At 46.0% G+C, this 24,624-nt stretch carries 22 protein-coding genes; 12 read left to right on the top strand and 10 right to left on the bottom strand.

The annotated features are described in order from the left end of the window. Positions 1-12: 12 nt before the first annotated feature. Complete coding sequence (locus NF543_RS08970) at positions 13-879, bottom strand: AraC family transcriptional regulator (protein WP_257667780.1); 867 nt, start codon at positions 877-879, stop codon at positions 13-15. Between the two features lie 165 nt (positions 880-1,044). Between NF543_RS08970 and fucP the strand changes: the two genes are divergently transcribed. From fucP to NF543_RS08935, 7 genes are read left to right on the top strand one after another with little or no spacing between them, the layout of a single operon-like run. After that, positions 1,045-2,295: an L-fucose:H+ symporter permease gene (gene fucP, locus NF543_RS08965; protein WP_257667779.1), complete on the top strand. Its 1,251-nt coding sequence runs from the start codon at positions 1,045-1,047 to the stop codon at positions 2,293-2,295. A gap of 5 nt (positions 2,296-2,300) precedes the next feature. Further along, the gene (locus tag NF543_RS08960; RefSeq protein ID WP_257667897.1) at positions 2,301-2,642 is read left to right on the top strand and encodes an L-rhamnose mutarotase; all 342 of its coding nucleotides are present in this window, start codon (positions 2,301-2,303) and stop codon (positions 2,640-2,642) included. Between the two features lie 4 nt (positions 2,643-2,646). Next, positions 2,647-4,311, top strand: a complete 1,665-nt coding sequence (locus tag NF543_RS08955; RefSeq protein WP_257667778.1) for a UxaA family hydrolase — start codon at positions 2,647-2,649, stop codon at positions 4,309-4,311. A 52-nt stretch (positions 4,312-4,363) separates the two neighbouring features. Further along, entirely contained in the window at positions 4,364-5,134 is a 771-nt protein-coding gene (locus NF543_RS08950) for an SDR family NAD(P)-dependent oxidoreductase (protein WP_257667777.1), read from the top strand. A 6-nt stretch (positions 5,135-5,140) separates the two neighbouring features. Continuing rightward, the gene (locus NF543_RS08945; protein ID WP_257667776.1) at positions 5,141-5,995 is read left to right on the top strand and encodes a fumarylacetoacetate hydrolase family protein; all 855 of its coding nucleotides are present in this window, start codon (positions 5,141-5,143) and stop codon (positions 5,993-5,995) included. Between the two features lie 30 nt (positions 5,996-6,025). Then, positions 6,026-6,853, top strand: coding sequence for an amidohydrolase family protein (locus tag NF543_RS08940; protein ID WP_257667775.1), 828 nt, complete (start codon positions 6,026-6,028; stop codon positions 6,851-6,853). Between the two features lie 49 nt (positions 6,854-6,902). Further along, positions 6,903-7,685 (top strand): L-fucose dehydrogenase, encoded by a 783-nt coding sequence (locus NF543_RS08935; protein WP_257667774.1) that lies wholly within the window; start codon positions 6,903-6,905, stop codon positions 7,683-7,685. A 62-nt stretch (positions 7,686-7,747) separates the two neighbouring features. Here NF543_RS08935 and NF543_RS08930 read toward each other — a convergent pair whose 3' ends face one another. Then, entirely contained in the window at positions 7,748-8,701 is a 954-nt protein-coding gene (locus tag NF543_RS08930) for an acetyl-CoA carboxylase carboxyltransferase subunit alpha (protein WP_257667773.1), read from the bottom strand. A 177-nt stretch (positions 8,702-8,878) separates the two neighbouring features. Here NF543_RS08930 and NF543_RS08925 point away from each other — a divergent pair, with 177 nt between their 5' ends. Together NF543_RS08925 and NF543_RS08920 are read left to right on the top strand one after the other, a co-directional pair. Then, positions 8,879-11,047: a glucoamylase family protein gene (locus NF543_RS08925; protein ID WP_257667772.1), complete on the top strand. Its 2,169-nt coding sequence runs from the start codon at positions 8,879-8,881 to the stop codon at positions 11,045-11,047. 196 nt (positions 11,048-11,243) lie between these two features. Further along, the gene (locus NF543_RS08920) at positions 11,244-11,696 is read left to right on the top strand and encodes an OmpA family protein (RefSeq protein ID WP_257667771.1); all 453 of its coding nucleotides are present in this window, start codon (positions 11,244-11,246) and stop codon (positions 11,694-11,696) included. Positions 11,697-11,703: 7 nt separating this feature from the next. Here NF543_RS08920 and murI read toward each other — a convergent pair whose 3' ends face one another. Continuing rightward, positions 11,704-12,519: a glutamate racemase gene (gene murI / locus NF543_RS08915; RefSeq protein ID WP_257667770.1), complete on the bottom strand. Its 816-nt coding sequence runs from the start codon at positions 12,517-12,519 to the stop codon at positions 11,704-11,706. A gap of 68 nt (positions 12,520-12,587) precedes the next feature. Beyond that, positions 12,588-14,012, bottom strand: coding sequence for a glycoside hydrolase family 125 protein (locus NF543_RS08910; RefSeq protein ID WP_257667769.1), 1,425 nt, complete (start codon positions 14,010-14,012; stop codon positions 12,588-12,590). 189 nt (positions 14,013-14,201) lie between these two features. Here NF543_RS08910 and NF543_RS08905 point away from each other — a divergent pair, with 189 nt between their 5' ends. Together NF543_RS08905 and aroQ are read left to right on the top strand one after the other, a co-directional pair. Beyond that, positions 14,202-15,842, top strand: a complete 1,641-nt coding sequence (locus tag NF543_RS08905; protein WP_257667768.1) for a gliding motility protein RemB — start codon at positions 14,202-14,204, stop codon at positions 15,840-15,842. A 33-nt stretch (positions 15,843-15,875) separates the two neighbouring features. After that, the gene (gene aroQ, locus NF543_RS08900) at positions 15,876-16,310 is read left to right on the top strand and encodes a type II 3-dehydroquinate dehydratase (RefSeq protein ID WP_257667767.1); all 435 of its coding nucleotides are present in this window, start codon (positions 15,876-15,878) and stop codon (positions 16,308-16,310) included. Between the two features lie 32 nt (positions 16,311-16,342). Here aroQ and NF543_RS08895 read toward each other — a convergent pair whose 3' ends face one another. From NF543_RS08895 to NF543_RS08870, 6 genes are all read right to left on the bottom strand, one after another. Continuing rightward, complete coding sequence (locus NF543_RS08895) at positions 16,343-17,533, bottom strand: multidrug effflux MFS transporter (RefSeq protein WP_257667766.1); 1,191 nt, start codon at positions 17,531-17,533, stop codon at positions 16,343-16,345. An 84-nt stretch (positions 17,534-17,617) separates the two neighbouring features. Further along, on the bottom strand, positions 17,618-18,454 hold the full coding sequence (lgt, locus tag NF543_RS08890; protein WP_257667765.1) for a prolipoprotein diacylglyceryl transferase: 837 nt from the start codon (positions 18,452-18,454) through the stop codon (positions 17,618-17,620). A 95-nt stretch (positions 18,455-18,549) separates the two neighbouring features. Next, on the bottom strand, positions 18,550-20,313 hold the full coding sequence (locus NF543_RS08885; RefSeq protein WP_257667764.1) for an aromatic amino acid hydroxylase: 1,764 nt from the start codon (positions 20,311-20,313) through the stop codon (positions 18,550-18,552). 69 nt (positions 20,314-20,382) lie between these two features. Beyond that, positions 20,383-21,309 carry a 30S ribosomal protein S6--L-glutamate ligase gene (rimK, locus tag NF543_RS08880; protein WP_257667763.1) on the bottom strand — a complete coding sequence of 309 codons (927 nt, stop codon included), beginning with the start codon at positions 21,307-21,309 and terminating at the stop codon, positions 20,383-20,385. A 59-nt stretch (positions 21,310-21,368) separates the two neighbouring features. Next, positions 21,369-21,821, bottom strand: a complete 453-nt coding sequence (locus tag NF543_RS08875; RefSeq protein WP_257667762.1) for an ATP-dependent zinc protease family protein — start codon at positions 21,819-21,821, stop codon at positions 21,369-21,371. Further along, positions 21,814-22,998 (bottom strand): AIR synthase related protein, encoded by a 1,185-nt coding sequence (locus tag NF543_RS08870; protein ID WP_257667761.1) that lies wholly within the window; start codon positions 22,996-22,998, stop codon positions 21,814-21,816. Before NF543_RS08870 ends, NF543_RS08875 begins: the two co-directional genes overlap by 8 nt. 350 nt (positions 22,999-23,348) lie before the next feature. Between NF543_RS08870 and NF543_RS08865 the strand changes: the two genes are divergently transcribed. Beyond that, positions 23,349-24,623: a hydroxymethylglutaryl-CoA reductase gene (locus NF543_RS08865; RefSeq protein WP_257667760.1), complete on the top strand. Its 1,275-nt coding sequence runs from the start codon at positions 23,349-23,351 to the stop codon at positions 24,621-24,623. The last annotated feature ends 1 nt before the right edge of the window (position 24,624 follow it).

Raw genomic sequence — 24,624 nt, 5'->3', positions numbered from 1 at the left:
CTAAACGTAATGTTACTTTAAATAAGCCCGTTGGTAATTCAACGGGCTTTTTCCTGTAATCTGTTTGAAGTATTTGTGGAATCCAGCGAAGTTATAAAATCCGCTTTCATAGCAGATTTGTTTGACGTTCAAGTTGTTTTCAATGAGTAGTTTGCAAGCATGGCCCACCCGTAATTCGATAAGGAATTGCGAAAAGGTTTTGCCCGTGCGCGATTTAAAATAACGGCAAAAGGCATTGCTACTCATGCCAGCCACTTCCGCTATTTCATCCAGTGAAATCCGTTGTTTAAAATGATCAAGCGCGAAATCATAGATGTTATTTATGCGATCCTTTTCGCCACGTTGGAAATGCGGATTGAAACTAACGGATGAAAGTAGTTGGATATCTTTGGCCTGAGCAATGGCAGTAAGGGCTTCAATGAGCAGAATAATCCGTTTGGTGCCTTCGGTAACTAATAATTCCTCCAAGATGCTGCACACCCGCATACGGACGGCGCCATACACCGCCATGCCTTGCTTAGCGTTCTGGAGGAGCAGTTTGATATTCGTGTTTTCCGGCAAATCGAGGAAATCCACTCCCCAGAAATCATCATTGAAGTGCGCTACGCGGACGTCGGCTTCTTCCCGGCCGTCCCGATCAAAATAGCTGCTATCAAAACTCCAATAATGGGGTAGGTTGGAGCCAATCAACACCATGTCACCCGACGCGAAATTGCGGATACTATCACCGATGAACTGTGTGCCCCAGCCCCTTTCAAAATGAATGAGCTCAATTTCGCGGTGGTAATGCCAGCGATTGTTGGCATATGGCACGGTATCACGCCGTACACTGAAGGAATGAGCCGGTCCTGTGCTCACTTTAAGTAATTGGGGTTTCATGTAATTGCCAAATTGGTCAGTCAAAAAAACATAATAATCTACAATTATACTAAATATGTGCTAATATAGCTTAATATATCGCTAATATGTTGGCAGTGTTCGTGTGCTTTCTTTCACTATTTTTGCTGAGCGAGATTGAGCACTAACCAAATAAATAGACAGGATATGACAACACGGAATACACGGCTATCGATAATACTGATCACCTCATTGTTCTTCCTTTGGGGATTAGCCAATAATATGACGGATACCTTATTGGCTGCCTTTAAGAAAATCATGTCGATGACCGATGCGCAGACTTCATTGATACAGATGTCGTTTTATGGCGCTTATTTTCTGCTGGCCTTGCCAGCAGCACTGTATATCCGAAGGTTTACATACAAGTCGGGTATATTGCTCGGCTTGGGATTATTTACGTTGGGAGCCTTGTTGTTTTATCCCGCAAGCGGGACCATGGTATATGGACATTTCCTCACTGCGCTCTTTATATTGGCCGGCGGTCTCTCCATTTTGGAGACCGCTGCAAACCCGTTCATCTTAAGCCTCGGTCCGGAATCCACGGCAACACGGCGCTTGAATCTGGCGCAATCTTTCAATCCCATCGGTTCCATTACCGGTGTGATCATCAGTAAGTTTATTATTCTTTCCGCACTAAACCGCGCGGGTTCCGATGAGCGGGCCACCATGGATAGCGCGACGCTACAGCAAGTACAATCAGCTGAGCTTTCGGCGGTGATGCAGGCATATGTAGGGTTGGCCGTGGTGCTGGTGTTGGTATGGCTGATGATCAGGTTGGTGCGCATGCCAACAGACACCGACACGGACCGGGGAAATGTGAGGCAGGCATTCCTTAGGCTCGTGAGGAACAAAAACTATGTTTTCGGCGTAGTGGCCCAGTTTTTCTACGTAGGGGCGCAAATCGGGGTGTGGTCATATACCATCCGATACGTGATGCAGGAACTCCAATTGGATGAAGAAAATGCGTCAAATTACTACATCGCCGCCTTGGTTGCATTCACGGTATTCCGATTCATCACCACAGGCCTCATGAAGTATGTGAAGCCCTATAATCTGTTGACCATCCTATCTGTCATAGCCATTGGGCTGACATTCATCGTTTCCTTTAGCGGAGCGTATGTGGGCGTGTATGCGTTGGTGGCCATTTCAGCTTGTATGAGCCTGATGTTCCCTACCATTTATGGGTTGGCAAGTGAAGGATTGGGTGAGGATCGAAAGATAGGAGGGTCGGGCTTGATTATGGCCATATTGGGCGGAGCTGTAATGACTTATTTCCAAGGACTAATATCAGATCACTACGGCAGTATCAATATTTCTTATCTCGTACCACTTGTTTGCTTTGCAGTGGTTGCGCTATACGGCGTATACAATCGAGCACTCAACTTTCGCAAGCTATGAGTGCGATGAAACGTTACGTGTTGGCTTTGGATTTACAGGATGATGAGCAGTTGATTGCTGAATATGAACAATGGCACCGGAATGTGTCTCGCGAAATCAAACAGTCAATTCGGGATTCAGGTATACAACGAATGGAGATATATCGGTTCGCCAACCGCTTGTTTATGGTTATGGAAACTACCGATGAATTCTCCTTTGAAAGAAAAGCTGCAGCAGATGCGGCCAACCCATGTGTACAGGAATGGGAGAAATTGATGTGGAAATACCAAAAACCAATCTCAGGCACTAAACCTGGGGATAAATGGGTATTAATGGACAAAATTTTCGAACTTAGTGCTTTTGAATAAGAAGATGGACAATAATAAACAGGCCTTTCTACAGATACACCCCCATGACAACGTGCTGGTAGCTTTGCAGGACTTGCCTCCGGGAATGGAAATAAACGTTGAAGGCAAACAAATTAAGATTGTCAGTGGCGTAAAGGCGAAACACAAATTTACGGTTGAACCATTGGAAGCTGGAGATGAAGTGCGCATGTATGGCGTATTGGTAGGCAAAACGAATGTCGCTTTGCCACAAGGGGAAACCATTACCACCCAAAACATCCACCATGCCGCAGATGAATTTAAGCTCGGCGAGCGTAGGCTCGATTGGCAAAAACCGGATGTTTCGGCATTTGAAGGCCGCACGTTCATGGGGTACCACAGGGCCAATGGAGCGGTGGGTACGGCCAATTATTGGCTGGTAATCCCGTTGGTTTTCTGCGAAAACCGAAATGTATTGGTGATGAAACGCGCATTGGAGGAAAAACTGGGATATGGCAAGCGTGCACGTGGATATGAACCTGAAGTAGAGCAGCTTATTCAACTATACAAAGCCGGTGCTGCGGTGGAGGAAATATTGAATGCCGATATCACAACAATCAAAGGACTGGAAAATGAACAGCGGCTGTTTGAGCATGTAGATGGGGTTAAATTTCTCAACCACCAAATGGGCTGCGGGGGCACGCGGACAGACTCTGATGCATTGTGTGGACTCCTTGCCGGATACATTACGCATCCCAATGTAGCTGGGGCGACCGTCTTGAGCTTGGGATGCCAACATGCGCAAGCTTCCATATTACGGGATGAGATTGCCAAACGTGACCCACTGTTTGATAAGCCGTTGTATATTTTTGAGCAGCAGCTATTGGGTACAGAAGAAAATTTGCTTCAGCAGGCATTAAAACATACATTTTCAGGACTTGTGCAGGCTAATGAGCAACGTAGGCAACCTGCGCCGCTAAACAAACTGTGCATCGGCCTGGAATGCGGTGGATCCGACGGTTTTTCAGGTATTTCGGCCAACCCAAGCCTAGGTTATGTGTCTGATATGCTGGTAGCCATGGGTGGATCAGTGATTTTATCGGAGTTTCCGGAATTGTGTGGGGTGGAGCAGGAACTGAGCGACCGATGTATCGATGAACTAACCGCACTGCGTTTTATGGAACTCATGAAAACCTATAACGCCAAAGCGGAGGCAGACGGTTCGGGGTTCTACGCCAACCCTTCTCCGGGCAATATACGGGACGGATTGATTACTGATGCGATCAAATCGGCAGGCGCCGCCAAAAAAGGGGGCACATCGCCCGTAGCGGCTGTCATGGATTACCCAGAGATGGCAAGCAAACCCGGGTTGAATTTATTATGTACACCCGGCAACGATGTCGAAAGCACCACTGCCGAAGTTGGTGCGGGAGCCAATGTCGTATTATTTACCACAGGATTGGGCACTCCTACAGGCAACCCCATTGCACCGGTAGTGAAGCTATCTACCAATACCAAACTGCATGAACGGATGTCCGACATTATCGATGTCAACTGCGGTACCATCATCGAAGGAGAAGAGACCATCCAAGAGGTAGCGCACCGGATACTCAACTTTGTTATCGAAGTAGCGAGTGGGCGAGAACAACCGAAGGCAGTACAGCTCGGACAAGATGATTTCATCCCATGGCGTAGGGGAGTGTCTTTGTAGGGTTTTAGATTTACGATTTTAGATTTTAGATTTACGATTTTGGATTTTAGCCATGTCAAATAAGAAATTAACAGGTAAAACAGCGATTATCACAGGAGGTGGCAGCGGAATAGGTCGCGCCATTAGTCTATTGTTTGCAAAAGAAGGGGCATCTGTCCATATCCTGGAATTGAATACTGCGATTGCCGATGAATTGGTGAGCGAAATTCATTCATTCGATGGGCAGGTGCGTGTGCATGCATGTGATGTCAGCAAGCAACAAGAGGTATTGACGATCGTTAATGGGATTGGTATAGCTGATATTTTAGTGAATAATGCAGGCATTGCCCATATCGGCAATGTGGAAAATACGGCAGCGGAAGATCTCGACCGAATTTATAATGTCAATGTGAAGGGCGCATATCATGCGCTGCATGCGGTGGTACCACTGATGAAAAAGCAAGCTAGAGGTGCCATTCTCAACATGGCCTCCATTGCGGCGTGGGTGGGGCTTACCGATCGGTTTGCCTATTCCATGAGCAAAGGAGCGATAGTTGCCATGACACTATCTGTAGCGCGCGACTACCTGCATGATGGTATACGCTGCAACAGCATATCGCCCGCGAGGGTACATACACCTTTCGTGGATGGTTTCATCGCAAAAAATTATCCGGGCAAGGAAGCGGAAATGTTTGACGTACTTTCCAAAAGCCAGCCCATTGGTCGTATGGCCCAACCCGCGGAAATCGCGTCATTGGCCCTGTACCTATGCTCGGACGATGCCGCATTCATCACGGGAAATGATTACCCGATCGATGGCGGGTTTATTAGGTTGAATAATTAATTAGCTATGAAACTAATCCGATACGGCTACCCCGGCCAAGAAAAAATAGGGGTGCAAATTAGTGGTGTTAATTACGATGTCTCCGCATTGGGGGGTGATTATAATGAAAAATTCTTTGACGAGAATGGCCTTGAACGTTTGGAAGAGTTTGTAAAAGCCAATGAAAATGAGCTGCTGCCGGTGCCGGAAGGAACGCGCATAGGCAGTCCCATTGCCCGTCCTTCTAAAATCCTATGTATCGGACTTAATTACCGTGACCATGCCGAAGAGACGAAGGCCCAGATTCCGAGCGAACCCATCCTCTTCATGAAGTCGACTACCTCGTTAAGTGGACCAAATGATGATATTATCATTCCTAGAAATTCCACGAAAACCGATTGGGAAGTGGAGTTCGGCGTTGTTATCAGTAAAAAGGCTTCCTATGTGAAGGAAGGCGATGCCTTGGATTATGTGGCTGGGTATGTGCTGCATAACGATGTATCCGAGCGGGAGTTCCAATTGGAGCGTGGGGGCACGTGGGACAAGGGCAAAGGATGCGATACATTTGCTCCAATAGGCCCTTTTTTGGCCACACAGGAAGAGATTGCCGATATCAATAATGTTCGCCTCTGGCTCAAGGTGAATGGCCAAACCTATCAAGAAGGAAGCACCCGAAACCTAATTTTCAGTGTGCCCTTCATCATCAGCTACATCAGCCAATTTATGACGTTGCTGCCGGGTGATGTAATATCCACGGGAACCCCGGCAGGGGTAGGGCTTGGCTTCAATCCGCCAATCTACCTCAAACCAGGTGATGTGGTAGAACTAGGTGCCGATGGATTGGGTACTTCGCGGCAAGTCGTAAAGGCTTATCAAGGTTGATTTACAATAAACGAACCAGCGAATAAACGAATGAAACGAATTGATGCCCACCAACATTTCTGGCAATATCATCCGGTGAAAGATGTATGGATTACCGATGACATGGCGGTGATACAACGTGATTTTATGCCGGCCGATTTGAAACCCATCCTCGATGCCAACGGGGTAGCGGCATGCATTGCCGTGCAGGCCGATCAATCGGAAGCCGAAACGCTATTTCTGTTGGATTTGGCAGCTAAGCATCCGTATATTGAGGGGGTGGTAGGCTGGGTGGATTTACAGGCAGATGATATCGCAGATCGGTTGGCATATTTTAGTCAATTCCAAAAACTAAAAGGGTTCCGCCACATCGTGCAAGGGGAGGAAGACCCTCTTTTTTTATTACGTCCATCATTTCTCAAAGGGATCGAGGCACTGGGAAAGTATGGCTATACCTATGACCTTTTGATAAAACCACACCAACTCGATACGGCGCTTGAATTTGTCCAGTATTTCCCCGATCAGTCGTTTGTGATCGACCATCTCGCAAAACCTCGCATCAAAACTGGGGAATACCAACCGTGGGCAACACAAATGGAGGCAATTGCTCAATATCAGCACGTTTATTGCAAACTTTCTGGGATGGTAACCGAAGCAGATTTAATCGATTGGAAACCAGAAGATTTTGAGTTTTATATGCAACATGTTCTTCAGGTATTTCATAATCGGATGATGTTTGGTTCAGATTGGCCGGTATGCGTGTTGGCAGCTGATTATGGGCAAGTGATTGAATTGGTAAACAAAGCAATCGCTTCTTTGCAACATGATGAACAGGAATTGATTTGGCATAAGAATGCCGCTAACTTTTACAAAATATAGTTTTTGTCGCCATTCCGAACAGGAGAATAAGCAGTTAACTCAACATACTATGGATTTAAATCTGAAAAACAACGTAGTCATTGTAACCGGCGCAGCCAAAGGGATCGGTAAAGCCATCGTATTAGCATTAGCATCTGAGGGAGCCATACCGGTAATTATAGGACGTAAGCAAGCTGATAATGAATTGGTACAGCAGGAAGTCGAGTCGATGGGCGGCCAAGCATTTTGCATAACGGCCGAGCTTACCCGCCCCGACGACTGTGAGCAAGCGATAGGGAAGACACTTGCTCAATTTGGCCGTATTGATGGCTTGGTGAACAATGCAGGAGTCAATGATGGTGTGGGGTTGGAAAGCGGTAATTACCAGAAATTTGTCGACAGCTTACATAAAACGCTTATCCATTATTACCTAATGGCCCATCATGCCTTGCCCGCGTTGAAAGCAAGCAAAGGAGCCATTGTCAATATCGGCTCCAAAACAGCTGAAACGGGGCAAGGGAATACCTCTGGTTATGCAGCCTCCAATGGCGGCCGTAACGCACTGACACGTGAATGGGCACTTGAGCTCTTAGATTACGGCATCCGTGTGAATGCCATAATCGTGGCCGAGTGTGCCACCCCACAATATGATACGTGGATACAAACGTTACGCAACCCCGAAGAAACACTACGTAAAATCACACAACGGATTCCGTTGGGCAAGCGCATGACCACGCCTGCTGAGATAGCCGATACGGTTGTGTTTTTATTATCAGATCGCTCAAGCCATACCACGGGCCAATTGATGCATGTAGATGGGGGGTATGTCCATCTAGACCGAGCCATTGATTAAAACCCTCATTTCACCAATAATGGAGGATCATCAAGAAATCTTGCGGCAGCTAAACGGTAAAGCTATTCGACCACCACACCCATTTTGCTAAATTTGTCGATGCGTTCGATGACTAATTGATTTGCAGGCTTTTTTTGGAGTACATTAAGGTCAGTCAATAGTTGTTGTTTAATCGATTCGGCAATTTCTTTCGGATTGTGGTGAGCGCCACCCAATGGCTCGGGAATGACACCATCAATGAGGCCATTTTTCAACATATCGGCCGAGGTTAACTTTAACACTTCAGCGGCCTTTTCCTTGTAATCCCAGCTTCGCCACAAAATGGAGGAACAAGATTCTGGTGATATGACAGAATACCAGGTATGCTCCAACATATATACCTTATCGCCAATCCCAATACCTAAGGCACCGCCAGAGGCCCCTTCTCCAATAATAATGCAGATAACGGGTACTTTCAAAACCGACATTTCCATTAGATTGCGGGCAATGGCTTCGCCCTGGCCCCGTTCCTCAGCCTCTATGCCGGGATAGGCCCCCATTGTATCGATCAATGTAACGATGGGCTTATTGAATTTTTCAGCCAATTTCATCAGCCTTAAGGCCTTTCTATAGCCTTCCGGATTGGCCATCCCGAAGTTTCGGAACTGACGTTCTTTGGTATTCTTGCCCTTTTGATGGCCGATAATCATCATGGACTGTCCGCCGATGGTGGCAAAACCGCCTATAATTGCTTTGTCGTCCCTAACGTTCCGGTCGCCATGGAGCTCAATGAATTCTTCGCAAATGAGGCCAATGTAGTCAAGCGTTTGGGGCCTGTCAGGGTGGCGAGACATTTGCACCTCTTGCCAACCGGTCATGTTTCCGTATATTTGATGCTTGGTCTTTTCCAGTTTATCTTGTAATTCAGCCAGTGTGGCGCTCATGTCCACCTTCGTCTTTTCAGCTACTTGATGCACTTTCTCGACCTGCATTTGTAGGTCAGCAATTGGCTTTTCAAAATCAAACGTCGTATCCATATATGCTATTGCAAAAATCAGGGTGCTAAGTTAGGGAATTGTCTTGACTTATTTAAAATGCTATCTGCTATCAGTAATCGGTATTTGTTATCCAGACTTTCTACTTAAAAACGAGATGGCTTGGTTTTTGCGTTAATTTGTCCTGTTCAATAGTGGCGACATATTTCGATTAAGCTTATGGTTAGAGCGATTACTTTATCTTTATTGTTTTTTTTTATAGCAATTGCGCCAATTTCTGCGGATACCTATCCAGAAGTGTTGTTTGAAAACAGTGTGCTGGGCGGCAATTATATCAATAGCCAAATCCACTATGATGGGATGAGTTGGGTAGAGAATGTTGGTGGAAAGTTCCCCATATCGGATTCCATATTCTTTACACCTGGCAATTCACTATCACTGAAATATACATCTGCCGAAAATAGCGATTGGCGTGCACGGATTTGTTATCCCAATAACACTGGTGGTTACCATGCAAAAGCAGGTGATGCCTTGACATTCAAATTATTTGTTGCGTCGAATACGGGAATCTCGGCTTTGCCAAAGCTAGCTATATTTCAGCATGATACGCTGAGCGACTTGGTAGACTTATCCAATTACATCACCGAATTCCAAACCAATATGTGGCTAAGCGTGAGCCTGCCATTAAAAGATATAGGTGGTCTGCGTCTGGAAGATCCTATAGATGGTGTACAGTTTTCCCAAGGAGCGGTAGGCGATAGTACGCACTGGCTATATATCGATCAAATGGAGTTCTTGCCAATCACCCCACCAAGGGTTAAATTATCTTCACCAGCTGTGCTTTCTTCAGCAAAGGCCTATGATAGGCATGTCGACCTGACCTGGCAATTGCCGCTTACACCAAGCATACGGTACATTAAGATTTACCGATCTGAAGATAACGAGCATTTTGAGCCGGTAGCAATCCGTCCCATTTTTGTACAAAAATGCACAGATTATGTCCCCCTTTCTAATAAAACATATTATTATAAAATAGCTTGGGTAGATTACGACTACTTGGAATCGCCATTTTCAACTGTCACGAAAGCGAAAACCAAAACCGCGAGCGATGAAGAAATGCTGGATTTTGTACAAGCGGCACATTTAAATTATTTTCTGGAAAGAGCAGAAGTCAATAGTGGAATGCACACCGTAAAGTTTGGTGTTGATGATGCAATAGTGTCTGTTAGGGAAACCGGTTTGAGCATCTTAGCACAGATCGTTGGGGCGGAACGAGGGCTCATATCACGTTCGACAGTGGTGAGCAGGCTGCAACGGGTGCTGGGTTTTTTAGATAAAGTAGATCGGTATAACGGAGCGTTTCCCGCATTGATTGATGGGCGTACCGGAAAAGGTGTATTTGACATCGACTCCATTCCCATGGCTGATTTAGCGTCTACTGCGTTTTTGATGCAGGGTCTGCTCGTGGCCCAGCAGTACCTTCAAGTAGACAGCGGCGAAGTAGATCCGTTGGTTGAAAAGATCGATACGTTATGGAAAGAGATTGCATGGAACCAATTTACCATTGAAGGCCAAGAAAATATCTTGTTAGACAAGTGGTCGCCTGTCGCCGGATTCAAATATGCACACCCGTTAGGCGGATTCGATCCGGATTTCATCTGCTATATACTAGCCTTGGCCTCCCCGCAACATGCCTTGGCACCTAGTGCCTATACGGAAGGCCTAGGCGTATGTCGGAAGTTGATTGATTCGACTCATACCATGGAATTGGTTAACAACCCATCTTTCTCCGTGCAACTTAACCACAACATAGAAACCGTTTCGCCACGTTATCAGGAGTTTCCATATACAAGTGATACCACCCTATATGGTTTGAAAATCACCGTTGGAACCGTAGATACCTCGTTGTTGGAGGCATATACACCTTTTTTGGCGTTTGATCCAAGAAATAAAAAAGACAAATTCACCGATTATTTTGTCAATAACACTAATCTTACTAAGGCTTACCAACGACGGGATAACGAAAGCGGCTATGGGGGAAGTTCCCTCGATGTATGGGGGTCAGAAACTCAGCCTGATATCTCCTTGGACACATTGAAAATCATCAATCCTGCAATTGCCAGCGCCAGTTATGGCTACTTACCTAATGAAGCCATTAAGTCCATCAAGATGTTTTATAATGAATACGGAAGCAGCTTGTTTACCGAGTACGGGTTTCGCAAATGGATTGCTATAAAAGAGAATGCCGTAACTGACGAATACGATGCCCTACATCAAGCCGCTGTGGTGGTGATGATTGAAAATGGGCGCAGCGGATTGATTTGGGATTTGTTTTCTAACCATCCGGATATCAAATCCGTCATAGAAAGCCATTTTACCGTTGAATGATTATGATTACGTTGATTTTTTTCGATTAATTTTGTTGATGTAAAGTTGCATTTAAACGCAACTTTATCTAAGTTTACAAGCAAACAGCGTTTTTTATAAGGCAATAACATAACCACTTTTTAATATGAAATATTATACCCTCTTCGCATTTTTATTAGTCATTTCGATGGGACTGTTTTCTTGTAAAAATAAGAAAATGGCAGTCAATCCTGGTGCACAAGTAAGCATAGATGGTACGAAAGATGGCTTGGAGCATGTACAACGTGATTTTGAGGAAGCGTCCATCACTGATCGGGGCATTATGGTTACGTTTGACGCTGATGTATTGTTTCCACTCAATTCCTCGTATCTAACAGATCAAGCAAAAAAAGAAATCGATAAATTGGTAACGCTATTGGACGATTATCCAGGTGCCTCACTGATTGTGGATGGCCATACGGATGCCACCGGCACGGAAACATATAACCAATGGCTATCTGAGAAAAGGGCAGAGTCCGTAAAACAATATGCGGTCGAAAAGGGCTTAAGTGAGCGTAGGGTCACGACAAATGGGTATGGACAAACTAAACCTGTGGCCGCCAATAACACCAAGGAAGGTAGGCAAAAAAACCGTAGGGTAGAGGTGACGATCGTAGCAGCGAAGAAGTAGGGGAAAGTCAAAGCTTTAATTCCGTCGCTTTAATCGCCTGCCCATAAAACCTAAACGCCTTTTCCTCAAAATCCAAGGCATTGTCTGTGGTAAAGAAGCGGATTTTACGTTCTTTGGCACACAGGCTCTCCACCTCAGGATGCCTGTCAAGGTAATTGGCTAGACTGTTGGCCACTAACTCACCTTGCGAAAGTATCTGGATGTGAGCAGGTATAAACTGTTTGATGAGCGGAAGAAGCAACGGGTAGTGCGTGCAACCCAATATGACTGTATCGATGTGTGGCGATTGTTGGAGGAGCCTGTTGATATCCCTTTCTACAAAATACCCCGCAGCGGGGGGATCCAATTCATTGTTTTCGACTAAAGGTACCCATAGCGGACATGCCTGCTGGTATACCGCCACATCTGGAAAAAAGTTATGGATTTCTATGGGATAAGATGCTGATTTCACGGTGCCCAGTGTAGCTAAAACACCAACATGTCGCGTGCGGGTATAGCGGCCAACGACTTCTGTGGTCGGCCGGATAACGCCCAATACTTTACGTAAGTCCGGATAATGTGGTAAATCACGTTGCTGAATGGTGCGGAGTGCTTTCGCCGAAGCCGTATTGCAGGCTAAGACCACAAGATGGCAACCCATTGCAAATAGCTTGTCGACACATTCCTTGGTGTAGGTATAGACCGTCTCAAACGATCGCGTACCGTAGGGCACCCGGGCATTATCGCCTAAATACACATAATCGTATTGCGGTAGTTTGTCCACGATTTCGCGGAAAACGGTCAACCCGCCATAACCTGAATCGAATATACCTATGGCCCCCATTTTTATAGCTATCAGCTGTCAGCCATTAGCTATCAGCTTTTCCACATTTTCTTTTTCTTTTATCACAATCAAATATCGTTCAGCAAAGATGGTTTTTCTTTATAGGTTTTCCATAGAAATTCACCGAATAATGTGTTGGCCCAGGCGAACCACTTACGTGTGAAGTTTTTGGGATCATCCATATGGAAAGACTCATGCATGAAACCGGTATCGCCATGCGTGTTCTTCAACGATTCGATGCATGCCCGTATTTCGCTGTTATTGATAGCAGTCAACCCCCTCATCGTAATGGCCATTGGCCAAATCATGTCACGCCCCACGTGCGGCCCACCAATGCCTTCAGCTGCTGTTCCTTTGAAGAAAAAGGGATTATTGGGCGATAAGATATAATCACGTGTACGCTGGTATATCGGATCATTGGCATCAAGCGCATCGAGGTAGGGGAGCGAAAGGAGGCTGGGGATATTGGCATCGTCCATCATCATATAGCTGCCAAACCCGTCTACCTCATAGGCATATACACGGCCATGCATGGGATGGTCTACAATGCCATATTCCTTTATGGCTTTTTCCACTTCATTCGCCAGATCGAGCATCGCTGTGGCCAGGGCTTGGTCATTAGCGATATTTGCTAACATTTCAGCCGATTGGCGGAGGCTCACCACTGCAAATAAATTGGACGGGATGAGGAAAGGGAACATGGTGGCATCATCACTCGGCCTGAAGCTGGAGCAGATCAACCCCACGGGGTTGACAGGATAGCCATAACCATCCACTTGAAGTGTATCCGTACCGCGAGGAGTCGTACGCTCAAACCGGTATGGCCCGAGATCTTGCTTCCGTTGTTGCTCCTTGAATGTTTTGAGGATATTGCGTTGTGCCGTTATCCACGCTTCTCCAAAAGGAGAAGTATCTGCTGTCGATTTCCAATAACCATAGGCGAGACGGATGGAATAGCAGAGCGAATCGATTTCCCATTTACGCTCATGGATGCCTGGCTTCATATCGGTATGGTCGCTACCCCATTCGCCTACTTTATCAGGATCATTATAGAAGGCATTGGCATAGGGATCGATGTTGATGCATTGACTTTGTTTGTTTACCAAACCGGCGACAAGCCGCTGCAGGTTTTTATCGGCTGCCATAAAGGGCAAATATGGCCATACCTGCGCGCAGCTGTCGCGCAACCACATCGCATCGATATCACCTGTAATGACATAAGTAAAAGGTTTACCATCGATGTCTTCAATGAAAACCGTGGTATCCAAGGTATTTGGGAAGCAGTTGCCGAATAACCAGCCCAGTTCCTTGTTGCCTACATGATCACGGAATTCACTAATTGCCTGTTCTATGACGTCACTTGAAAAATGCCGCTGATCCTTCGGCACCCGTACTTCTGGAAAATTTTGTGACGCATTGGCCAATGGAAATTTCCCCGCCCATATTCCGGCGCCAAGCAATGCCGTGTTTTGGATGAATGTTCTTCGTCTCATGATGATTCGATTGGTTCTACTATTTGTAGGGTGCAATATGCAAAAAAAACCATAAATTCAAATATGCAAATTCGTTTTAGCATGCAGTATTTATCTTTGTATGGCGTTGAATCGGTCAAATCTGACCCAAGAGCGATTTTATGGCTTAATTCTTGGTACGCAATGTTATCTTTGCTCAGAATTCGTGTTATGGTAAGATTTATAGATTATCGTTACGTTCGCTTATTGTCGTGTATGTTGGCTTTCGGTAGCTTCGGACTCCATGTCAATGCGCAATCGACGTATCAACCCTATTCCTATCACTTTTACCAAAAGCTCAACAGTGAGCTGTATCATTTGGATACCAGGTACCATACCGCAGTGAAACCGATGATTATTGACAATACGCTGCGCCTCCGGTATGATTCGTTGATGCAGATAGGAGTAAGGGAGCGAAGTTCATGGTGGGGGCGTAAACTTTATAATGAACATTTAGTGGATATCAAAAAGGATGACCATACGTTTTATGCCGATTTCCTTCCTGATTTCCAGATAGGGCGTGATTTTGCAGGTGATGGCCGGACGACATGGTTGAATACTCGCGGGGCACAAGCGGGCTTGACGGTGGGAGATCGTTTTTCCTTATACGTCAATATCTTTGAAAACCAAGCGATGTTTCCTGGTTACTTAGATGATTACATCACGAGAACAACCGTGACGCCGGGCCAGGGATACGGGAAAACTGTGAGTGAGACGGGAAAGAAAGACTGGATGTATACGACAGCCAATGTTTCATATACGGTCAATGATTACCTCAACGTCACCTTAGCATACGATAAGAATTTTATCGGCGATGGCTATCGATCCATGCTGCTCTCGGACGTTTCGTCCAATTATACCGCATTGAAACTAACTGGGAAAATAGGGAATGTACAATACCTTAGCATGTGGGCTTACATGCTGGATCCCATGCATCCCAGATCATCGGATTATTGGGTACGGTTAGGAGACAATTGGAAATGGGGGGCTTTCCAGTACTTGGATTGGAATGTGAATAACAGGCTTTCCGTCGGATTATTTCAGTCAGTCGTGTGGGGTGCACGAAATGCGGCTGGGCGTAGAGGCTTTGATTTCAATTACCTGAATCCCATCATTGTGTTGCGTCCAGTGGAGCTGACCAATACCTCTTCCCCGGATAAGATCCACCTGGGACTGAATACCAAATATAAGGTGTTGAAGAACATGGCGGTTTATGGACAGTTCCTCTTGGGTGAGTTTACGGCCAGCGAATTTTTTGGAGGTGAGGGCCATGTAAATAATAAATGGGGCGCCCAACTGGGATTCCGTGGATACGATGCTTTCGGTATAAAGAACCTCAATTTTCTTGGAGAGTTTAATACCGCACGCCCTTATACCTATACGCACTTTGACCCCGTCAGTAATTACAGCAATTACGGAGAAGCCCTTGCACACCCTTGGGGAGCTAATTTCAGGGAGTTCGTTGGCATACTTAATTATTCATACAAGCGGTTTGATTTTTCTTTTCAAGGTACCTGGGGGCAATTCGGCACAGATCCTGATTCCATCACAAATTATGGAAAGGACATATTCAAACCCTATGATACCCACCTGCGTGTTTATGGCAATTACATTGGCCAAGGCATCAAAAACAATCTATTATACGCCGACGGAAGGGTGTCTTATTTATTGAATCCGAAATACAACCTACGGGTAGAGGCCGGTGGCGTATACAGAAGGCATAGCGTTCCAGAACAAGGGAAACATCACCAAACAGGCATGCTTACCCTGGGACTACGTGCATCATTCCGCAATTTTTATTATGATTTTTAGAATTTCCAGTATTTTTATGGATATTGCATAGGTATGAGTAAAATAATCATCATCAACGGTCCAAATCTAAACCTTTTGGGGGTACGGGAAAAAGGCATCTACGGCGATCAGGATTTCCAATCGTATTTCGAAGCACTTCGTAAACAATATGCTGGGGTAACATTGAGCTATTTCCAAAGTAACCATGAAGGAGCCATCATTGACAAAATCCATGAAGTAGGCTTTTCTGCAGACGGGATAGTACTCAATGCCGGCGCCTATACACATACCTCATTGGCGATAGCTGATGCGATTGCCGCGGTGACGGCACCCGTCATCGAAGTCCATATTTCGAATGTGTATGCCCGCGAACCATTTCGGCACCATTCATACCTAGCGAAAAATTGCAAGGGGGTTATCTGTGGGATTGGTTTGGATGGCTATCGATTGGCTGTGGAAAGTTTCCTATATTCCACCCAAACCTCGTAAATCTCACTTATGTATGAGCCTTTTGCGTAAACCTATGAGGTTTTTGGTGACAACCCAAGGACAATTATCAAGCTCAAGAAAGCACATCCTGCCATTACCGATGCCATGGGGATAGCAGTCCCGTTATGAAAATAGCTCACCATCGCCGATGACAGTGCCCCGCAGGCCATCTGCACGCTCCCCAACAAGGCGGATGCGCTGCCTGCAAGCCTGCTGAAAGGACTGAGCGCCAAAGCGGATGTGTTAGGGAATACAAATCCTTGGGAGCCCAGGAATAGGAAAATCAGTGCTACCATCAAATAGAGGTTTATAAATCCGGTTATACTGCAAAGCACCAGTACTAAGCCTATTGATGATTGTACAATCAACGCAATTCTTGCCAGCTGTTCGCTTGTATAGTTGTTGAGCATGAGTCTATTCAACTGGCTTGCCGTAATCAACGCTGAAGCGATGAGCGCAAATACCAATCCATATTGTTTTTCACTCAGCCCGTATAACGTCATCATGACATATGGCGATCCGGCAAGGTAGGCATATAACCCCGAGGAGGCCAAGCCACCGGCAAAGGCATAACTAAAAAACTGACGTGTCTTAAATACCTCCCAATATGACCTGGTAATTGGTTTGGGCATCAGCGATAGTGTGGGGTTGGGCCCCTTGCTTTCCGGTAGAAAAAAAATAACGATAAGTAAGATGGATGTGGTCATCACGGCTAGCACCAGGAATATGCCATGCCAATCCCAATGTGCCATCACAAAACTCCCCACTGTAGGGGCTAATATGGGCGAAACTCCAATGACCAACATGAGGAGGGAAAATATTTTGGCGCTCTCCGCTGGCCCGAAGAAATCCCTAACCATCGCCCGCGACGCAACCATACCACCGCAGCTTCCCAATGCCTGTATGAAACGGAACCACATCAAGTTATCCGCGGAATTTGTCAATGCACAGCCAATCGAGGCGGCAATGTAAATAACCAATCCTATAATAAGCGGGATTTTACGGCCAAAACGGTCAAGCAACGGCCCATAGACAATTTGTCCCGAAGCGATACCAATAAAGAAAGAGGTGAGCGAAAGCTGAATATGTGCCGCCGAAGTTTGGAGGCTGGACGCAATGGCTTCGAACCCCGGCAAATACATGTCAATGGAAAACGGTCCGATGGCAGACAGCAGTCCAAGCGTAACTATGATAAAAATACGACGTCTTTGGGTCAAAGTCATGGAGGCCATAAAGTTAACGCTTTATTTTGGGGCCAAGACCCTGCTATGAGTAATTATTCTGTCATCTGAAGAGTGGCCAACGAGCTATTTTTTCTTATCAGCAGTGACTTTATATGGCCTGAACAAAAGATAAATGCCAATAGCTACGAATGGAAGACTCAATAATTGTCCCATATTATATTTCATTCCTTCTTCAAAAGCTTCTTGGTTTTCCTTCACAAATTCCAAGGCGAAACGTGCCCCAAACAAGGTAATCAGGAATACCCCAAAGATGAAACCCGGTTTCAGAGTCGGCCTTCTATGGTAGATGTTCCATAAGAGGATGAATATAAACACATAACTGATGGCCTCATAAAGCTGGGCAGGATGTCTTGGGATTTGGTCAACCCGCGCAAAAATTACAGCCCATGGCAAATCCGATGGCAAACCGATAATCTCCGAGTTGAAGAAGTTACCCAAACGCACGAAAGCACCCGCTAGGGCAACCACGATGACCAACCTGTCTGAAATCCAGAGAAAATCCGTCTTGGTTTTTCGACAGAAGAGGAAGATGCCGACCAGTATACCTATTGCCCCTCCGTGGCTGGCTAAACCATGGAATCCGGTCAGCGTAAACTTGCCATTAACGTACGTGAACGGCAAAATCATTTCCAACGGATGGTCCTTGTAATAGTCGAACTCATAAAATAAGCAGTGGCCAAGCCTGGCACCCAGCAATGTGCCAATGAAAATATAGATACTCAGCTGGTCCAACAATTCCTGCGATTTGTTTTCGCGCTTAAAAATGCGGAGCATCAGAATGTAGCTGCTGACAAAAGCCAACAGGAAACATAGGGTGTAATACCGTACCCCGAAGCTGCCAATATTGAAGATTTCTGGATCAATGTTCCAATGGATTGCGCTCAGTATATTGTCCATCATGGTTATGTTACGTTTAGTTCGGTAAATATAGGGTTATCCGCTAACATGGCGTAAAATATCTTTAAACAGCTGTCAGTTATCAGCATTCAATCAAGTTAATTCAATACATCAATTTCTGTATTTTCAACAAGATTGAACCCATCCTTGATTAATTTGCGGAGCTCGGGTTGGGATTCGGATTTGTCGAGAAGCCAATGCTCGATTTCCGTAGCCAATCCATCCGCATAATGATGGTGTTTGAGTATTTCCAATATTTCGAGCGCACATAGCCAGTCATCCTGGTGGTGGGTTTTTAGTGCAGACCAAACAGAATGCAATTCACCAAATCCCTTCTGAGATTCGCGTATTTGGCGAACAAGGGCATAATATTGATGGAGTAGCCTGGTTTTGTCGTCATATGCTGCTTTATGCGTATATTCGTTAGAGACTAAGGCAACCTGCTCGAAAGCATCTTTGTCTGCCGCACCACAGTATACGGAAACAATGCCTTCACCCACAGCCATATCATAGATGCCCCATTCGGGGCTGAAATATAATTTTCCATGCTGGACATCTTTCACTTCGCAATTGGAGAAAGAAATCAGCATGATTTTATCATGGTTGCGCTTGATATCAATTACGGTGCCATGCACCTCGATACCGGAGACATACCGGAGTGTTACGGGCGCATCCACCTGAATGCCCAGGCCATGCAATTCTTCGTCGGTGAAATCTTCCAATGCTTTGCTTTGCCCATCAAGATGCCCCACAGGTGAGCCGAAGCCTTCTTGGTGATTCGATTTCCCATGTCCATCCAATTGCTTATCACCCACAGCAAGCGCCGTTGGCCCACTGGTTTGCAGATAATGCAAATCATGGCCTTCTTCTATTTCTATGAAAACCCCTGATACCTGCAATCCCGAGCTGTATGCAGCTGTACATACATTCTTACATTCAATGGCCTTATTTATACTTGTTTTGCCACCCACACGGAAAGCCATGGTATCTGCAAATTGTTCCAGTACATCCAAGAGATGCTCAAATGTCGGAGTGACAAACAAGTGTGGTTGGGGCTTGGTGATGTCATAGGTATAATTAACGGTCTCTAGCGAGTAGGGGAGCTTAGGTACATGCGGTTGCATGCAGGAAGCACTTTCACCGATGGAAGACAATAACCCAGCGCCGTATATTTTTGGATTGTCCAAGGTGCCGATAAGCCCATATTCCACCGTCCACCAATGGAGCCGGCTCAGTAGCGCCATTTCCGATGGTTCGCCCATGTTGGCCTGTATCCGTTTAAGCCGGTCCTCTGCGGCTATGATTTCTCCAGGTGTGGCGTCATGGCTTTCTTTGAGAATGGAAAGCTTACGGATGGCCTCGTATTGTTCGAAATCCTTATGGGAAAACATCGCTTTGCTCCCAATTTCACCGAAGTAGCTCAGGTATTCGGCATAGTCGGGCTCGGCAATGATGGGTGCATGCCCACTTGACTCATGGATGATGTCTGGGGCGGGAGTATATTCGATGTGCTCCAATTGTCGGATATCAGCAGCAATTACCAGTACATGGTAGGCCTGGAACTCCATGAACGCCACAGGTGGAATAAAACCATCGACCGTGACGGCTCCCCAACCAATTTTTTTAAGGTTGTCGTTCATGGTTTGCAGATCGGGGATACGTTCAATGCTCAATCCAGCCGCGCGTAAGCCGGGAATATAGGGGTAATAGGCCACATCCTTGAGGTAACTATAATTCTGACGCATCACATAACGCCATACCGCTTGGTCGACAGGGGTATACCGTTCATAGTGCTGTTCCACAATATATTGCTTCAGGTGAAGCGGAAGCCGGTCAAGGATAGGGTTATTGTATGTATTCATGGTTTTACATTGGTGCATTGAGCCAAAGTTACGGAATTTAGTCGAAGCTAATGTCCTCAACGCTCCGCCCTAAAGCTTTTGTCCGGCCCTGCTTTTCCGTTCCTTTCTTACCTGTTTTTTGAGGATATATTGTTTTTCAAGGAAGGCAATGACTTCACTTGCGATGTCCTTGTGGGTGGCTTTTTCTATACCTTCCAAACCCGGTGAGGAATTGACCTCGAGCACGAGCGGCCCCCGGTCAGATGGCAGTAAGTCTACGCCGCATATGGTAAGCCCAAGTTCCTTGGCAGCTCGGATGGCTGTTTCCCGCTCGGCTTTGTTGAGTTTGATGACTTCCGCGGAGCCGCCACGGTGTAAGTTGGATCGAAATTCACCCTCTTTGGCCGTACGCTTCATCGCACCGACCACCTTGCCATCCACCACAAATGCCCGGATATCCGTGCCGCGCGATTCCTTGATGTATTCCTGTATCAGGATATTGTTGCCCAACCCATAAAATGCCTCAATAACAGAAGAAGCTGCTTTTTTGGTTTCAGCCAGCACCACCCCTATACCTTGCGTGCCTTCAAGCAGTTTGATGACAAGGGGCGGACCGCCTACCATTTTGATTAAATCGTCCACATCACGGGTACTGCGCGCAAATCCGGTAATTGGCATGCCCAAACCTGCACCCGAAAGGATCTGCATGCAACGTAGCTTGTCACGGGATCGGGTGATTGCCTGGCTCGGATTGGCCGATATCACCCCCATTACCTCAAATTGGCGTACGATAGCCGAACCATAGAAAGTGACCGATGCCCCGATGCGAGGGATGATGGCATCAATATCTGATACATCTTGGCCTTTATAGTGGATACTGGGTTTGCCTTGCCTGATGCCTACATAGCATTGGCTATGGTCAATCACGACGCATTCATGTCCCCGAGCCTGTGCTGCTTCCACCAATCTACGTGTGGAGTATAAATTTTTAATCGTTGATAACACTGCTATTTTCACAAAGGAGAGATTATTGATGGATAGAAACAAAAATCGATGTCTTATGTTTGGTTCACTTGCTATCTTTCGGTTTTTTTTTTTGATAGGTTAGCCCGTGAAACGTCTACGAGAAATTTCTTGCGGATGAAGCTCCTGCCAAGCAAAACGGGAAACTCCATACCCGATCGGTCACGTAATGAAAGTTCGATATCATGGGAAACATTGAATAGGGACAGGGTGGTACTGATGACATAACGGTTTTCTTCTTGCCCGAATGAATTTTTGACCTTACGCTCGCTGTGGAACGGAAAAACATAGATGTCGGTTTGCTTTCCAAATCGATCGTCCAATGGACGGAACTCCACATATTGTTTCCGGCCTTTTTTGACTAACCGGATATGACTGCAATGCAATACGGATGTTCGTGCACCTGTATCCACTTTGGCCGGAACATCATAGATGCCCAAATCAGGCAAGTCTACGATTTCTTTCCAACCGATGGTTCGTAATTTTGGAGTGATGTTGTTAGCCATTGGAGTAAACATATTCCCCGAAAGCAGACTTAATGGTCACCTGCTTTGTCGGTGATGTTTCCACCCTGCCGATGATTTGAGCTGCAATGCCGTATTCTTCTGAAATACGGATAATATCGATGGCGATGGATTGCGGTACATACAATTCCATACGATGCCCCATATTGAAAACCTTATACATTTCCTGCCAATCGGTATTGGATTCGGCTTGGATGAGTTTAAATAACGGTGGCGTGTCAAAGAGGTTGTCTTTGATTACATGGAGGCTATCGATGAAATGCAATACTTTTGTTTGCGCACCTCCACTGCAATGTACCATGCCATGGATTTGCGGCCGGTAGTTATCAAGCACTTGTTTGATCACGGGTGCATAAGTCCGGGTAGGAGATAGCACCAGCTTTCCGGCCGTAATGAGTTGATTCGTATCGATTTCAATCTCGTCAGTTAATGCTTTTGTTCCAGAAAAAACTAGTTCATAAGGTACGGCAGGATCATAGCTTTCAGGAAATCGCTCGGCAATGGTTTTATGGAACACATCGTGTCTTGCCGAAGTCAGTCCATTGGATCCCATCCCACCATTGTATTCATGCTCGTAGCTGGCTTGGCCATAAGAAGCCAATCCGACGATAACATCCCCTGCTTGTATACGATGGTTGGAGATGACCTCATCGCGCCTCATTCGGCATGTTACCGTACTATCTACGATGATGGTGCGGACCAAATCACCTACATCGGCCGTTTCACCTCCCGTGGAATAGATGCCGATGCCGAGCTTCCGGAGTTCGGCAAGGATTTCTTCGGTACCATTGATGATTTCAGCGATCACTTCCCCCGGGACGAGATTCTTGTTGCGTCCGATGGTTGAGGATAACAGGATATTATCCGTGGCTCCCACACACAATAGGTCATCCAGGTTCATTACAATGGCATCTTGTGCAATACCCCGCCACACGGAATGGTCACCGGTTTCTTTCCAGTAAATATAGGCCAACGATGATTTTGTGCCCGCTCCATCAGCATGCATGATGTTGCACCATGCCTCATCGCCACCCAATATATCGGGAATGACTTTGCAAAAAGCCTTTGGGAATAACCCCTTATCTATGTTTTTGATGGCGTTGTGCACATCTTCCTTACCTGCGGATACGCCTCGTTTGTTGTACTTCAAGTCTGACATCTTGCGGCAAAAATAGGAATTAAAGTTGTTAATTTGTTAAGTGGGAAAGCTGAACGCAGTGAAGTATTGATGAGTAAAGCGATATCGGGATCGTTAAGTCTGGGAGTACCGACCAATGACCTCCGGCCACCAATCAAAAATCCCTATTTTTAGGTATATAGAGTTTGGTTTGTTTTCAATAATTTTACACCAATGAAAATTAACATCTACACCATCACATTTGATTGTAATCCATAAACATCATGTACATTAGTATACAGGTAGTAGCAGTGGTCAATTTAACACTTCCCTTAATGGTTAATGGGGGGGCATGAATGCCAACTATAAGGAATGACTAACAAGGATAACGGATGAAATCAATTACCGAAAATAAAGAAGCCCTCCAACGGAAATACCTAGCTATGATTGCGCAGTTCAGCAGCCATCAGGATGAAGTAAAGGCAATGCCACCCAAGGAATTCAGGCTTAAAATCGATGACCATGTAGATGCCAAAGGGTCGGCTGATCGATTGGCGATGCTCCAGGAAGAAACAGGTAAGAACTTAATCTTCCTAAGCAAACAAGATCAATTGGTAGACCTTGGCTTATTGGAGGGGCATATCGAAAATTATATCGGCATGACGGCTGTACCCACCGGCGTCGTGGGGCCACTGCGGGTTGCCGGCATTGAAGCCAAAGGCGATTTCTATGTGCCACTAGCCACCACGGAGGGTGCGTTGGTTGCTTCGTTCCACCGCGGGGCTAAGGTTTGCTACCTTGCAGGTGGCGCATCATCGGTATGTACCAACGAAGCGGTGCAACGTTGCCCGGCATTCAAATTTGAAAATTTGGCAGATTTAGGCCAATTTTTGGCTTGGGTATTGCCCAATCTGAATACGTTCCAAGAGATTACAGTGAAAACAAGCCGGTATGCACAGTTGCTAGATATCAAAGCCAATATAGAAGGTAACCACCTTACCCTTGTTTTCGAATATTATACCGGTGATGCTTCCGGACAGAATATGGTAACGCTCTGCACGGACGCGATTTGCCAACATATCGTAGCCAATAGCCCGATAAAACCCGTGGCATGGTACATTGAAAGCAATTATTCAGGCGATAAGAAAGCTACAGCGCTGTCTTTTACCCATGTTCGGGGCAAAAAGGTGACTTCTGAAATTGTACTTCCCGCAATTTTAGTGGAAAACGTACTGAAGACAACATCCCAAGCGATGGACGATTACTGGCGTACCTCTACCATTGGGGTTATCCAAAGCGGAGCCATCGGTGCCCAAGGGCACTATGCGAATGGCTTGGCAGCCTTGTTTCTCGCCACCGGACAGGATGTGGCCTGTGTGGCGGAAGCCGCCACAGGAATTACCCGCATGGAATGCAATACGGATGGCTCCTTATATGCGAGTATTACCTTACCCAACCTTATCGTGGGAACTGTAGGAGGTGGCACCACACTACCCACCCAACGCGAATGCCTTGAACTCATGGATTGTTATGGGACCGGTAAGGCCAATAAATTTGCTGAGATATGCGGAGCATTGCTGTTAGCCGGTGAATTATCCATTGCCGCTGCATTGTCGGCAGGGCATTTCACCTCAGCACATCGGGATTTAGGACGGAAGAAAAGCTGAC

The organism is Parapedobacter tibetensis (assembly GCF_024704835.1).
Classification (GTDB): domain Bacteria; phylum Bacteroidota; class Bacteroidia; order Sphingobacteriales; family Sphingobacteriaceae; genus Parapedobacter; species Parapedobacter tibetensis.
Note: the sequence above shows the minus strand (reverse complement) of the source record. Positions and strands in the feature narration are given on the sequence as shown.

What these genes read in the sequence shown, in the direction of transcription:
- NF543_RS08970 (WP_257667780.1), bottom strand. Translation starts at nt 879, where the DNA reads ATGAAACCCCAATTACTTAAAGTGAGCACAGGACCGGCTCATTCCTTC.
- fucP (WP_257667779.1), top strand. Translation starts at nt 1,045, where the DNA reads ATGACAACACGGAATACACGGCTATCGATAATACTGATCACCTCATTG.
- NF543_RS08960 (WP_257667897.1), top strand. Translation starts at nt 2,301, where the DNA reads ATGAAACGTTACGTGTTGGCTTTGGATTTACAGGATGATGAGCAGTTG.
- NF543_RS08955 (WP_257667778.1), top strand. Translation starts at nt 2,647, where the DNA reads ATGGACAATAATAAACAGGCCTTTCTACAGATACACCCCCATGACAAC.
- NF543_RS08950 (WP_257667777.1), top strand. Translation starts at nt 4,364, where the DNA reads ATGTCAAATAAGAAATTAACAGGTAAAACAGCGATTATCACAGGAGGT.
- NF543_RS08945 (WP_257667776.1), top strand. Translation starts at nt 5,141, where the DNA reads ATGAAACTAATCCGATACGGCTACCCCGGCCAAGAAAAAATAGGGGTG.
- NF543_RS08940 (WP_257667775.1), top strand. Translation starts at nt 6,026, where the DNA reads ATGAAACGAATTGATGCCCACCAACATTTCTGGCAATATCATCCGGTG.
- NF543_RS08935 (WP_257667774.1), top strand. Translation starts at nt 6,903, where the DNA reads ATGGATTTAAATCTGAAAAACAACGTAGTCATTGTAACCGGCGCAGCC.
- NF543_RS08930 (WP_257667773.1), bottom strand. Translation starts at nt 8,701, where the DNA reads ATGGATACGACGTTTGATTTTGAAAAGCCAATTGCTGACCTACAAATG.
- NF543_RS08925 (WP_257667772.1), top strand. Translation starts at nt 8,879, where the DNA reads ATGGTTAGAGCGATTACTTTATCTTTATTGTTTTTTTTTATAGCAATT.
- NF543_RS08920 (WP_257667771.1), top strand. Translation starts at nt 11,244, where the DNA reads ATGGCAGTCAATCCTGGTGCACAAGTAAGCATAGATGGTACGAAAGAT.
- murI (WP_257667770.1), bottom strand. Translation starts at nt 12,519, where the DNA reads ATGGGGGCCATAGGTATATTCGATTCAGGTTATGGCGGGTTGACCGTT.
- NF543_RS08910 (WP_257667769.1), bottom strand. Translation starts at nt 14,012, where the DNA reads ATGAGACGAAGAACATTCATCCAAAACACGGCATTGCTTGGCGCCGGA.
- NF543_RS08905 (WP_257667768.1), top strand. Translation starts at nt 14,202, where the DNA reads ATGGTAAGATTTATAGATTATCGTTACGTTCGCTTATTGTCGTGTATG.
- aroQ (WP_257667767.1), top strand. Translation starts at nt 15,876, where the DNA reads ATGAGTAAAATAATCATCATCAACGGTCCAAATCTAAACCTTTTGGGG.
- NF543_RS08895 (WP_257667766.1), bottom strand. Translation starts at nt 17,533, where the DNA reads ATGACTTTGACCCAAAGACGTCGTATTTTTATCATAGTTACGCTTGGA.
- lgt (WP_257667765.1), bottom strand. Translation starts at nt 18,454, where the DNA reads ATGATGGACAATATACTGAGCGCAATCCATTGGAACATTGATCCAGAA.
- NF543_RS08885 (WP_257667764.1), bottom strand. Translation starts at nt 20,313, where the DNA reads ATGAATACATACAATAACCCTATCCTTGACCGGCTTCCGCTTCACCTG.
- NF543_RS08875 (WP_257667762.1), bottom strand. Translation starts at nt 21,821, where the DNA reads ATGGCTAACAACATCACTCCAAAATTACGAACCATCGGTTGGAAAGAA.
- NF543_RS08870 (WP_257667761.1), bottom strand. Translation starts at nt 22,998, where the DNA reads ATGTCAGACTTGAAGTACAACAAACGAGGCGTATCCGCAGGTAAGGAA.
- NF543_RS08865 (WP_257667760.1), top strand. Translation starts at nt 23,349, where the DNA reads ATGAAATCAATTACCGAAAATAAAGAAGCCCTCCAACGGAAATACCTA.